Consider the following 13,447-nt stretch of genomic DNA (forward strand, 5'->3'; position numbering starts at 1 on the left):
CGGGTTCGGATCGGGGACATTTTTGAATGCAGAGGCTTTTCCTGTTTTAAGGGGGTACAAGGAGGAACACGATGAGTGGATTCGAGGAGAAGAGAAAACGATTTGAGTTGTTGATGAAACAGACGGAGCTTCCAGCTGGCCTAATAGAGCCCTACTTTTTGGATGGATGGATTGAACGGGTGGAGACAAGCCGTAGCAACCGCGACTGGACTATTGTGATTGCAAAAGATACCTTGGTTCCTGCTCCAATCTATCGAACATTTTGCCTGCACATTCAGGAGAAAATGAATCACATTTCCAAGATCACGTTTGGTTTCAAATATAGTGATCAGGTCGAGATTGGTGATATTGTCAGTGAGTATTGGAACTTGTTCCTTGAATGGGTTACAAGGGAAATTCCATCCGTTAATGGTTGGATGAACCGCACCAAGTTCGAATGTGAAGCAGATCTGCTGCAATTGACCATGAGTGATGCCATGTCGATGGAGCTTGCGAAGAAGAAACAGATCGATCAAGCTATAACTACTTTTTATGACAAGTATTTTCAACTGCCCTTGCGGGTCAAATTGCTGGTTGGTGAGGTTGAAAGCAACAAAGAGGCGATGGAACAATTCCAGCTCAAGAAGCGGGAAGAAGAGCTTAAAGTTATTGAGCAGATGATGAGTGAAGTGGACTCGGAAATGCCTGAAGAGGAAGAACAGGGCGATGTTCGTTTACAGATGGGATATGAGATCAAGGAACCACCTGTACCTATGCAGGAAATTCAGGATGAAGAGAAAAAGGTTACGTTGCAGGGAACGGTCTTCGGTCTGGATCGCAAGGAGTTGCGGAACGGGAATACGTTGTTTACTTTTTATCTGACGGATTTCACGGATTCCATGCAAATGAAGATGTTTGCCAAAACAAAAGAGGATGTCAAAATCCTGAGCCTACTGGCCAATGGAAAATGGGTGAAAGTGCGTGGCCGTGTAGAATACGACCGGTTTATGCAAATTCCGGAACTTGCCATGATTCCTTCAGACTTGGTAGAAGTAAAGGCACCACCATCCCGTAAGGATAATGCAGCTGAGAAACGGGTTGAGTTCCATTTGCACTCCACAATGAGTACAATGGATGCCGTAACTTCGATCGACAAATACGTAAAAACTGCAGCGGAATGGGGACACAAGGCTATCGCCGTAAGTGATCATGGCGGTGTGCAGGTGTATCCGGAGGCATCCAAAGCGGCCAAGAAAAACGGAATTAAAATGATCTACGGCCTTGAGGCCAATGTGGTGAACGATTCAGTTGCTGTTGTACTGGCACCACAGCCATTGGAACTCAAATCAGCGACATATATCGTCTTTGATATTGAGACCACAGGTCTGTCTGTAACCCAGAACAAGATTATCGAAATTGCGGCTGTGAAGGTAGAGGACGGTAAAGAAATTGACCGCTTTGCTACGTTTGTAAATCCGCATGAGCGCATCCCATATAACATTCAGCAGTTGACTAACATTAACGATGAAATGGTGAAGGATGCACCTGAGCTAGAACCGGTTATCCGTGATTTTGTGAAGTTTGCCGGAGATGGCGTATTGGTTGCGCATAATGCGCGATTCGATATGGGCTTTATTCAGGCTTCGCTGAAACAGCTTGGTATGCCTGAGCTTCTGAACCCTGTCCTCGATACGTTGGAATTGGCACGGTTGTTATATCCAAAAATGAAGAACCACCGTCTGAATACGCTGGCGGATAAATATAAAGTAGCACTGGAAAGTCATCACCGGGCGATTGATGATACGATTGCGCTCGCAGGTATACTGAATGGATTGGTTAATGATGCCGCCCAGATGAAAGGCCTGACCATGCTTGATCGGCTTAACGATTATGTCGGAGTTGATCTCTCTAACACCCGTCCATTCCATTGCGGCATCTATGCTTTGAATGATGTTGGTAAAAAGAATCTTTATAAACTGGTATCACTTTCTCATACGGAGCATTTCAAACGGGTGCCTTGTATTCCAAAGTCAAAGCTGATCAATTTGCGTGAAGGTCTCATTATTTTATCCGGTTGTGAAAAAGGTGAGTTTTTCGAGGCTGTGCTAAACAAATCGCTTGAAGAGGCGGAAGAGATAGCGCATTTCTATGACATTCTGGAAATCCAGCCTCTGACAATGTATATGCATTTGGTGGACAAAGGGCTGGTGGCTACACCAGAGGAATTGAAGCTCGCTGTTCGTAAAGTTGTTGACATTGGTCAAAAATTGGGGAAACCGGTAATAGCCACAGGTAACGTGCATTATCTGGAGCCGCGCGATAAGCTATATCGGGATATCACCATTCACGGAATTACAGGGTTCAGCCCACTCAAAGATCAACGTAAACCCGATGCTCACCTAAGAACGACGGATGAAATGCTGGAAGAGTTCCAGTACCTGGGCCAAGATAAAGCCTACGAAGTCGTTGTTACGAATACGGTTGAATTGGCGGATCGGTTCGAGGAAATCAAGTTGTTCCCGGACAAGCTGTTCACCCCGATTCTGGAAGGTGCGGACGATGAAATCCGTAATACCTGCTATAATACTGCCAAGTCGATTTATGGTGAGGAACTACCGGAAGTCATTGTGGCACGACTGGAGAAAGAATTGAATCCAATCATCAAATACGGTTTTTCTGCCAACTATCTGATCTCAGAACGTTTGGTTAAAAAATCGAATCAGGACGGCTACCTAGTCGGCTCCCGGGGATCGGTTGGTTCGTCTGTAGTTGCTACTTTCCTAGGCATTTCCGAGGTTAATCCGTTGCCAGCACACTATATTTGTGTGAATCCGGAGTGTAAGCACAGTGAGTGGTTCCTCGACGGCAGTGTGCCGAGTGGATTTGACCTTCCTGAGAAAGAATGCCCTGATTGTGGAGGCCGGTTAAAAGGCGAAGGGCAGGATATTCCGTTTGAGACTTTCCTTGGCTTTAAAGGGGACAAGGTTCCCGATATTGACTTGAACTTCTCGGGTGATTATCAACCGCATGCCCACAACTATACGAAGGTGCTTTTCAGCGAAAAGAGTGTGTTCCGTGCGGGCACAATTGGTACGGTAGCTGAGAAAACAGCATTTGGTTTTGCCAAGAAATATGAGGAAGAACATCATAAGAAATGGCGCGGAGCAGAACTTAACCGTTTGGCCTCCGGTTGTACCGGGGTTAAACGTAGTACAGGACAGCATCCCGGTGGTATTGTTGTTGTACCGGATTATATTGAAGTGGAAGATGTAACGCCTGTACAATTCCCGGCGGATGACGTTAATGCGGAGTGGAAAACAACACACTTTGACTATCACGCCTTTGAAGAGAATTTACTAAAACTCGATATTCTGGGGCACGATGATCCAACCATGATGCGGATGCTGCAGGATTTGACAGGTATCGATCCAACGACCATTCCGATGAATGATCCTAAGGTTATGAGCATGTTCAACTCTACCGAGGCACTCGGCGTTACGCCAGAGCAGATTCGTTCACCAGTTGCCACTTTTGGTGTACCAGAGATGGGGACGAAGTTTGTACGTCAGATGCTTATCGAATCCCAGCCTTCGTCTTTTGCCGATCTACTCCAGATCTCTGGATTGTCTCATGGTACGGGGGTATGGCTTGGTAACGCACAAGATCTAATTAAAAATGGAACTTGTAACATCAAAACGGTGATTGGTTGCCGGGATGATATCATGTTGTTCCTGATCTATAAAGCAGGCATGGACGCCAGTCTTGCCTTTAAAATTACGGAGAGTGTGCGTAAGGGACGTGGTTTGCCGCAAGAATGGATTGATGAGATGAAAAATTGCAAAGTGCCGCAATGGTACATTGATTCCTGTCTTAAAATCCAGTACATGTTTCCAAAGGCCCACGCAGCCGCTTACGTTATCTCTGCAGTACGTACAGCTTTCTTTAAGCTGTATCACCCAATTGAATACTACGCGACATACTTCACAGTTCGTGCGGATGAGTTTGATATTGAACTGGTATGTCAGGGCTATGAGCCTATCTATCGGAAGATCGTAGAGATTGAACAATTAGGTTTCCAGGCACCGCCAAAAGAAAAAAATATGCTGCCTGTCCTTGAGATGGCTTTGGAAATGGCAGCACGTGGATTCTCGCTCAAGCCGATTGATCTGTATCGTTCGGAAGCGACGAAGTTTATTGTTGACGGAAATTCACTTATTCCTCCGTTTTCGGCCCTGGGAGGAATCGGGGATAATGCTGCACGCAATATCGCTGCGGCAAGAGAGCATGGAGAATTCCTTTCGATTGAAGATTTCCAGCAGAAGTCCAAAGCAAGTAAAACAATTGTTGAATTGCTGACGAGCATGGGATGCTTCCGCGGTTTGCCGGAAAGCAATCAATTATCCTTGTTCTAAAATGACATTTTGAGTACCCATTTATGGTCTTTGATGTGATTACGTAAATTTTTCTTCATTAGTAGTTAAAATGGCTGAGTGATCGCTTACTTGTCACTATTACCAGACTATGTTATAATTTTTGAAGTGAACGAGATAGTACGAATTTCTAAAGAGTGGGGAAACCCACTCTTTAGTCTTTGGTATACAAGAATCTTGGGTAATGAAGAAATTGCCAGTCATTATTTGCTGGTGTAACCTAAGTTGGAGGTTATCGGTTTTGAGCACAACGAACATTAAATCTACCGTGGAAGAAATGATCCAACCCTACTTGAACGAACAAGGCTTCGAGCTGGTTGACATCGAATACGTCAAAGAAGGCAGCAACTGGTTTTTACGGGTGTATGTCGACAAAGAGGGTGGCATCGACATCGATGATTGTGTCTTGATCAGCGAAAAGCTAAGCGCCAAGCTGGATGAGAACGATCCGATTCCGACCATCTATTTCCTTGAAGTGTCTTCTCCCGGTGCGGAGCGTCCACTGAAAAAACCAGAGGACGTTGCCAAATCCGTAGGTAAAAATGTATTTGTTACAACCTACGAGCCGGTAAATGGAATAAAGGAATTTGAAGGCAAGCTGCTTTCCTTTGATGACGGGGAACTTGTGATCGAAGCAGGCAAGAAACAGCATGCCATTCTTTATGACAAGGTTGCGAGTGCGCGCCTGGCCATTCTGTTTTAAGTGCCTTGTTCACTTATTAATGAAAAAAGACACATCTCACGATAACGGCAAGGTGCTCATGAGTCTAGAGCCTTTCGCCGTTTTACGTATGAGATGCCATGTTTGAAAGGGGGATCAACATTCATGAGTATGGATTTTATTGAAGCAATGAATGAATTGGAGCGGGAAAAAGGGATCAGCAAGGACGTGCTGTTTGAAGCGATCGAGGCAGCACTCATCTCCAGCTACAAGCGTAATTTCAACACCGCCCAGAATGTGCGTGTTGACATGAACCGCAATACGGGTGTTATCCGGGTGTATGCCCGCAAATTGATCGTGGAAGAAGTCCTGGATTCACGTACCGAAATTTCATTGCCTGCTGCACGCGAGATCAACCCACACTTCCAGCTGGAAGATATTGCGGAGATTGAAGTTACGCCGCGTGATTTCGGACGTATCGCCGCACAAACTGCCAAACAGGTAGTGACCCAGCGGATTCGTGAAGCCGAACGCGGCCTGATCTACAACGCTTTCGTTGATAAGGAAGAAGATATCGTTACGGGAGTGGTGCAGCGTCAGGATTTGCGCAATATCTACATCGATCTGGGCAAAATCGAAGCGGCATTGCCGCTGACCGAATTGATGCCGAACGAGAAGTTTGTTCATGGTGACCGTATTAAAGCTTACATCACCAAGGTCGAGAATACGACCAAAGGGCCGCAAATCATTTTGTCCCGTACACATCCGGGCTTGTTGAAACGTCTCTTTGAACTGGAAGTACCTGAAATTTTCGATGGTGTGGTTGAGATTCGCTCCGTCGCACGTGAAGCGGGCTTCCGCTCCAAGATTGCTGTTCATTCCCGCAATGAGGAAGTTGATCCGGTTGGATCATGTGTAGGTCCTAAGGGAATCCGCGTGCAGACCATTGTGGGTGAGCTGCGCGGTGAAAAAATTGACATCGTTCGTTTCTCCGATCAGGTAGACGAATATGTGGCTAATGCACTTAGTCCTTCCAAAGTATTGGAAGTTCAAGTATTCGAGGAAGAAAAGATGGCTCGGGTTATTGTTCCTGACTATCAGCTGTCCCTCGCCATTGGGATTAAAGGCCAAAATGCCCGATTGGCAGCCAAACTGACCGGCTGGAAAATCGACATTAAGAGCGAGAGCCAGGCGGAACAGGAATTCGGCAGAGAGAAAGATTCTTCTTCGGAAATGCACCAAGATTCCGTCTCCGTCGACTAAAGTAAAGCACGGGGGGGCGCTAACGTATGAAAACTAAAAAAGTACCGCTGCGCAAATGTGTGGCGTGTCAGGAAATGATGCCCAAAAAGCAGCTGATCCGTATCGTTAAAACGCCAGAGGATGAAGTGCTGATCGATTTGACTGGCAAAAAGTCCGGACGTGGTGCTTATTTATGCGGCAAAGAGTCCTGTTTTAAGCTTGCACTCAAAAACCGGTCTTTGGATCGGGCGCTAAAGGGCAAAGTCTCACCGGAAATTTATGAGCAATTGGCAGCTGATTTCGTTGCGGTAGAGGACGAATTCATAGCAGCACAGGAGCGTGAACATGATGAATAATAAAACATTGTCTTATCTGGGACTCTCCATGCGTGCAGGCAAACTTGTGACAGGTGAAGAAATTGTACTTAAAGCGATCCGTTCTTCCGAAGCTAAAATGGTTATTGTTGCGGGTGACGCCTCGGCCAATACACAAAAGAAATTTCGCGACAAATGCGGGACATATAAAGTTCCACTGGTGATCGGATTTGACCGGGATAGTCTGGGTTCAAGTATCGGTAAAGAAACGCGGGTTGTTCTTGCAGTAACGGATCGAGGGTTTGCAAAAATGATCTCCAAGCAAGTCGGTATAATGTCGGAGGTGGAGTATATTGAGTAAACAGGAAAACAAGGATAAATTGCGAGTTTATGAATATGCGAAGTCCCTCAATATGAGTAGTAAAGAAATTATAACCATTCTTAAAAAGCTGGATATTCCCGTAAACAATCATATGAGTGTCATGGAGAATGGTTCAGTCGGTAAGGTGGAACAATTTTTTAAAGATATAAAATCCACTGCCGCTTCCAAACAAAGTAACGAAGCAAAATCCGTTGCTACTTCGTCAGTGCGCAGTGACAAAACAGTGGACAGCAACAAGCCGGCCGGCGGAGTGAACACGCCGAATAGCAGTAACCCATCCGGTAGTCCCGTACAAACAAAAATACAACAGGAAAAGCAGGTAGGTATGAACAATAGACCAAATTCCAACAATAACAATGGCTCCCAAAGACCTAGCGGCCAAGACAGCCGCAACAGAACGAACTCTTCCCAAGGCTCAAGCCAAGGAGGACAATCAAGTAATCGTCCAAGACCAGCTCAAGGTGGACAAAGCAGTACAGCATCCCGTCCGCAAAGTACAGGTCAACGTCCATCGAATAGCGGTGGCGGTCAAACAAGAAGCGCAGGACCGACTAGCAGTGGCAACACTGGCACTGGCGGCAACCGTACTGGTGGCCAAGGACAGAGCTCAGGACAAGGCCAACGCAGAGGCGGCCAAGGTAATTCCGGCAACAGCAACAATAATAGCGGCAACCGTTCGAACAGCGGTGGCGGTGGACGTCGTTATGACGATAACCGTGGCGGCAACTTCCGCGGTAATCGTGGCGGTAAGAACAATCGCAACAGAAATCAACAACAGTACCAACAACGTGAGAAAATTGATAACACACCTAAGAAAATCATCGTACGTGGTGACATGACTGTTGGTGAAACAGCGAAGTTGCTCCATAAAGATGCTTCCGAAGTTATCAAAAAACTCATTGCGATGGGTGTAATGGCAACGATTAACCAAGAGCTTGATATCGAAACAATCCTGCTGCTTGCTGGAGAGTTCGGTGTTGAGGTTGAAGTGAAAATTGTCCTTGAAGATGACCGCTTCGAAACACTTGAAGAGAATGATGATCCTGCTGATTTGCAGTCTCGTCCTCCGGTAGTTACGATCATGGGTCACGTTGACCATGGTAAAACAACATTGCTTGATGCGATTCGTTCAACGAATGTAACGGGCGGAGAAGCAGGCGGTATCACGCAGCATATCGGTGCTTATCAAGTTGAAATTAACAACAAAAAAATTACGTTCCTAGATACACCAGGTCACGAAGCGTTTACTGCTATGCGTGCACGTGGAGCACAGGTTACGGATATTACAATTATTGTTGTAGCTGCAGATGATGGTGTTATGCCACAAACCGTTGAGGCGATTAACCATGCCAAAGCTGCTGGGCTGCCAATTATCGTAGCTGTCAACAAAATTGACAAGCCGGGTGCAGATGCGGATAAAGTAAAACAAGAATTGACCAACTATGAACTCGTTCCGGAAGAGTGGGGCGGCGACACCATCTTTGTTAACGTTTCGGCGAAACAAAGAATCGGTCTAGAAGGTCTGCTTGAAATGATCCTGCTCGTTGCAGAAGTGAATGAGTACAAAGCAAACCCGGACAAACGTGCCCGTGGTACAGTGATCGAAGCCGAGCTGGATAAAGGACGTGGCCCAGTTGCCCGTATTCTCGTACAGCACGGTACACTGAAAGTCGGAGATGCTTTTGTTGCAGGTAACTGCTTCGGTCGCGTACGTGCGATGGTAAATGACAAAGGTCGCCGTTTAAAAGAAGCTGGACCTTCAACACCTGTAGAAATTACTGGTCTGACTGAAGTTCCAGGTGCGGGAGATCCGTTTATGGTGTTTGAAGATGAGCGTAAAGCGCGTTCTATCGCCGACAAACGTGCCATTACACAACGTGAATCCGATTTGGGTACAAATACACGTGTGACATTGGATGATCTGTTCCAACACATCAAAGACGGTGAAATCAAAGATCTGAACGTAATCATCAAAGGTGACGTACAAGGTTCGGTTGAAGCATTGAAAGGTTCCCTTGCGAAGATCGAAGTTGAAGGTGTACGCGTGAAAATCATTCATAGCGGCGCTGGTGCAATCACAGAGTCTGACATCATTTTGGCTGCAGCATCCAATGCCATCGTGATTGGTTTCAACGTTCGTCCTGATAATCAGGCGAAAGCGACTGCAGATCAAGAGCAAGTAGACATTCGTCTGCATCGCGTTATCTACAGCGTTATCGAAGAAATTGAACAAGCGATGAAAGGTATGCTTGATCCGATTTACAAAGAAAAAGTAATCGGTCATGCTGAAGTTCGTAGCACGTTCTCCATTAGTAAAGTCGGTACCATTGCTGGATGTATGGTTACCTCCGGTAAAATTACGCGTTCCGCGGAAGCACGTCTGATTCGTGATGGCATCGTCCTTTACGAAGGCAAGCTGGATTCCCTGAAACGTTATAAAGATGATGCCAAAGAAGTAGCCCAAGGTTACGAGTGCGGTATCACGCTGGATAAATACAATGATCTCAAAGAAGGCGACGTTATCGAAGCCTTCATTATGGAGACAGTACAACGATAAGCAAGGAAGCATGAGGTGAACAACAATGGCTAAGATTCGTACAGGTAGAGTGGGCGAGCAGATCAAGAAAGAATTAAGTCTGCTTATCCAGTCTGAACTGAAAGATCCTCGTATCGGCTTTATTACCGTAACGGGAGTCGAAGTGACAGGCGACTTGTCGCAAGCCAAAGTTTATCTGAGTGTCTTCGGTGAACAGGAACAAAAGGATAATTCGCTTAAAGCGCTGGCAAAAGCAAATGGATTTTTGCGTTCAGAACTGGGCAAGCGTATCCGTTTTCGACATGTTCCCGAGTTGATATTCAAGATTGACGAATCTATTGCATATGGCAGCCGAATTGAGAAGCTGCTTGGTGATATCGGTACCGACAAGAACGAATCCCAGTAACAGAATAAAGGAGACGGCAATGCACACTTATGAACAGGCGCTTCAGGACGGAAAGCAATTTCTGCTGGAGCATGATGATTACCTGGTCGTGTCGCATGTACAGCCGGACGGTGACGCAGTCAGCTCGACGGTAACGGTGGGCTGGCTGCTGTCATGTCTGGGCAAGACATTCACGATGATTAATGAAGGTGAAATTCCACAACGCATGAATTTTCTGTGGGAAGCTGGCAAGATCGTGAACATGACCGAACAACCACCGGCGCGGAAATATAAGGCGATTATCTGTGTGGATTGTGCAGACTTTTCCAGGGTAGGCCTGACTCGTCATTATTTCGAAGAAGATGCTGTCATTTTAAATATTGATCATCATCCGACCAATGACGCGTATGGAACAGTAAACATCATTAAGCCAGACGCAGCAGCAACGGCTGAAATTCTGTTTGATTTCCTCAATCTTTTCCCAGTGAAGTGGAATAAAGATGTGGCTACAGCAGTCTATACAGGATTGCTAACAGATACAGGTGGATTCCGCTATGCGAATACGAGTCCTAATGTGATGACCACTGCATCCAAATTGCTTGAACATGGTGTGGATGGACCTTATCTTGCACAGATTTTGCTTGAGCAGGTTACGCTCCCACAAGTCCGTATATTGAACCAGGCACTCTCAAGCCTGCAAATGACTGACGATGGCAAGATTGCCTGGGTGGTCATTACACCTGAAGACATGATTGCTTGTGGTGCAGCTAATGAAGATCTTGAAGGGGTAGTCAATTACCCACGTAACATTCAAGGTGTGGAAGTGGGCATCTTTTTTAAAGTAATCAATGATAATGCGGTGAAAGTATCTCTCCGGTCAGCTGGTAAAGTTGATGTTGCCTCGCTTGCACAGAACTTTGGTGGAGGCGGACATGTACTCGCAGCTGGATGTCGCGTAGAGGGCAAGTTGAAAGATATCGTGGAACTAGTGCTGAAGCAGGTGAATGCTCAATGGTAAAACCATTTGAAGGTGTACTTCCGGTGTATAAACCAGCGGGATTTACTTCTCATGATGTTGTGGCCAAAATGCGTCGCATTCTCAAAATGAAACGTATTGGTCATACAGGCACTTTGGACCCGCAAGTTACTGGCGTACTACCGCTTTGCCTAGGACGTGCAACACGTGTGGTGGAGTACATGCAGGAGCTTCCCAAGGAATACCTGGCAACGCTACGACTGGGTCTGTCTACTGACACGGAGGATATGACAGGTGAAGTTATTGAGCGGTCGGAGACGGCTGTTAAGGTGACACAGGAGCAGGTTGAGCAGGTGCTGGAGCAATTCCTGGGCACCATCTCACAGGTTCCACCTATGTATTCTGCAGTCAAAGTGGATGGGAAACGTCTTTACGAGTTAGCTCGTGAAGGAAAAACGGTAGAGCGCAAGAGTCGGGAAGTTACGATCTATGAGCTGGAATTGACAGGAATTGAGAATCAAGGCGACACTACGGATATATCGTTCCGTGCTTTATGTTCCAAAGGGACATACATTCGAACGTTATGCGTGGATATCGGCAAAAAATTGGGATATCCGTCCACCATGCTACACCTGGAGCGTACGATATCGGCTGGGATTTCTGCTGATCATTGCCTTCATTTTGAAGAAGTGGAACAACGCATGATCGATGGAACGTTAGCCGAGGTGTTGATTCCAGTTGATGAAGCCATCTCTTCCATTCCGGCTCATACGGTGGGTGCGGATCAGACCAAGGGAGCACTTCAGGGCCAGAAATTATCGGCGCGTTTGCTCGAACCGCCTGCAGAACAACCTGGTCTACTGCGGTTATATGATCAGGATGGGACGTTTCTGGGGATATTTGAGCGGGATGAATTGAAAGCAACGGTGAGAGCTGTTAAAGTCTTTTTGCCGGAATAAAGAGGTTCCTGGTTTGAGTGGTGGTACTCAAGCCTGGCCTATCAAGTGAAATGCAGGTGAATGATTGTGAAAACCGTAATGCTAACCTATCCGCAGACGTTACAATCGGCTGTTCAGGGCACACATCCCCAAGTGCTCGCGATCGGTCAATTTGACGGGCTGCATCTCGGACATGCAAGTGTCATTTTGTCAGCTGTCCGCATTGCACGCGAAACGGGCATGCAGGCAGCGGTGATGACCTTTCATCCTCATCCGAAGGAAGTTATGCGCAAAGGGGATTACGAGGGTTATCTAACTCCCTTGAGAGATAAAGAAGACATCCTGGCAGGGATGGGTGTAGACGTGCTCTACGTGGTCGAATTCAATGAGGAGTTCTCAAGGTTGACGCCGCAGCAATTCGCACATGATCTGCTGCTTCCGCTTCAGACTCGAACAGCGGTAGTTGGTTTTGACTTCCGCTTCGGTCACAAGGGAGCAGGGGATGAGCAGCTTCTTCGCACATTGGGAGAAGGCGAAATGACGGTGGAGACTGTGCCTCCATTCCTGTTAAATGGCGAGAAGGTAAGCAGTTCTCTCATTCGTGGCCTGTTGAAGCGTGGAGAAATGGACGAAGCCAGTCAATGGCTCGGACGACCTTACAGCATCAGGGGAATCGTAATTCATGGAGAGAAGCGTGGGCGGACCATTGGTTTCCCTACCGCTAACCTTGAACTTACGGATCATTATGTTACGCCAGCGAAAGGTGTTTACGCTGTTCGTGTGCAGTATGGGGAGCAAGAACTGCGTGGCGTCATGAACCTTGGTGTGAAACCTACCTTTCACGAAAACGGGATGAAACCTACGTTTGAGGTGCACTTGCTTGATTTTGATGGGCAGATATATGACCAGGAATTAAAGGTTGATCTCGTTCACTACATTCGTGCAGAGCGAAAATTTGACTCGATTGATGCTTTGATCAGTCAGATTCGTGAAGATGCATTAACCGCCGCCCGCCTATTATCGTAAGGCTCAGGACAAAATACATGTTTACATTTACTTTGTCTGGGCAACTATGATATAATGTACTACGTTGTCGTTTGAGACAACACATAACCTTGGCTTGGTTACTTGCTCTCACCGGCGGTGACGAGGCTAATGGCGATTATAATGAAGGAGGTGAATAGGATGGCATTGACTCAAGAACGTAAACAACAACTGATCGACGAGCACAAAACTCATGAGTCCGATACTGGATCACCTGAGGTGCAAGTTGCTATCCTTACGGAAAACATCAGAAGTTTGACAGACCACTTGCGTACACACAAGAAAGACCACCACTCACGTCGTGGACTTTTGAAAATGGTAGGTCAACGTCGTAAGCTTTTGGCTTACGTGAAAAACAAAGATGTTAAACGTTACAGCGCACTGATCGAAAAACTCGGATTGCGTCGTTAATTATCGTACATGTTTTCAAAATCAACCTGGCTGTTATCCGTCATTCCTTTGTCTAAAAGGACAAGCGGAGCTTACAGCCGGGTTGTTTTGTAGATGAACATGTTGCCATATATTTGTAGCTGATGGCTCCGCAAGGAGCTTTTGTTTTG

Annotated in this window: 11 protein-coding genes; all 11 read left to right on the top strand. The window is 46.4% G+C overall.

Annotation, left to right across the window (positions count from 1 at the left end; genetic code table 11):
• Window positions 1-71 precede the first annotated feature (71 nt).
• Window positions 72-4,391 (top strand): PolC-type DNA polymerase III, encoded by a 4,320-nt coding sequence (locus tag BUA17_RS01660; protein WP_072732413.1) that lies wholly within the window; start codon window positions 72-74, stop codon window positions 4,389-4,391.
• Between the two features lie 259 nt (window positions 4,392-4,650).
• A complete protein-coding gene (gene rimP / locus BUA17_RS01665; RefSeq protein ID WP_062326086.1) occupies window positions 4,651-5,112 on the top strand; it encodes a ribosome maturation factor RimP in 462 nt (153 codons plus the stop codon).
• Between the two features lie 123 nt (window positions 5,113-5,235).
• Entirely contained in the window at window positions 5,236-6,333 is a 1,098-nt protein-coding gene (gene nusA, locus BUA17_RS01670) for a transcription termination factor NusA (protein WP_063566378.1), read from the top strand.
• Between the two features lie 26 nt (window positions 6,334-6,359).
• The gene (locus BUA17_RS01675) at window positions 6,360-6,668 is read left to right on the top strand and encodes an RNase P modulator RnpM (protein ID WP_053783828.1); all 309 of its coding nucleotides are present in this window, start codon (window positions 6,360-6,362) and stop codon (window positions 6,666-6,668) included.
• Window positions 6,658-6,987, top strand: a complete 330-nt coding sequence (locus BUA17_RS01680; protein ID WP_029880929.1) for a YlxQ family RNA-binding protein — start codon at window positions 6,658-6,660, stop codon at window positions 6,985-6,987. The genes BUA17_RS01675 and BUA17_RS01680 overlap by 11 nt, the downstream gene beginning before the upstream one ends.
• Window positions 6,980-9,565, top strand: a complete 2,586-nt coding sequence (gene infB / locus BUA17_RS01685) for a translation initiation factor IF-2 (protein ID WP_063566377.1) — start codon at window positions 6,980-6,982, stop codon at window positions 9,563-9,565. Before BUA17_RS01680 ends, infB begins: the two co-directional genes overlap by 8 nt.
• A gap of 25 nt (window positions 9,566-9,590) precedes the next feature.
• Window positions 9,591-9,950, top strand: a complete 360-nt coding sequence (gene rbfA, locus BUA17_RS01690; RefSeq protein WP_063566376.1) for a 30S ribosome-binding factor RbfA — start codon at window positions 9,591-9,593, stop codon at window positions 9,948-9,950.
• Between the two features lie 19 nt (window positions 9,951-9,969).
• Window positions 9,970-10,947, top strand: a complete 978-nt coding sequence (locus BUA17_RS01695; protein ID WP_064639046.1) for a DHH family phosphoesterase — start codon at window positions 9,970-9,972, stop codon at window positions 10,945-10,947.
• On the top strand, window positions 10,941-11,864 hold the full coding sequence (truB, locus tag BUA17_RS01700; protein WP_063566374.1) for a tRNA pseudouridine(55) synthase TruB: 924 nt from the start codon (window positions 10,941-10,943) through the stop codon (window positions 11,862-11,864). Before BUA17_RS01695 ends, truB begins: the two co-directional genes overlap by 7 nt.
• Before the next feature lie 78 nt (window positions 11,865-11,942).
• Window positions 11,943-12,869, top strand: a complete 927-nt coding sequence (locus tag BUA17_RS01705; RefSeq protein ID WP_240321501.1) for a bifunctional riboflavin kinase/FAD synthetase — start codon at window positions 11,943-11,945, stop codon at window positions 12,867-12,869.
• Window positions 12,870-13,028: 159 nt separating this feature from the next.
• Window positions 13,029-13,298, top strand: a complete 270-nt coding sequence (gene rpsO / locus BUA17_RS01710) for a 30S ribosomal protein S15 (RefSeq protein ID WP_056700672.1) — start codon at window positions 13,029-13,031, stop codon at window positions 13,296-13,298.
• Window positions 13,299-13,447 lie beyond the last annotated feature (149 nt).

It is taken from the genome of Paenibacillus sp. ov031 (assembly GCF_900143165.1).
Classification (GTDB): Bacteria; Bacillota; Bacilli; order Paenibacillales; family Paenibacillaceae; genus Paenibacillus; species Paenibacillus marchantiae.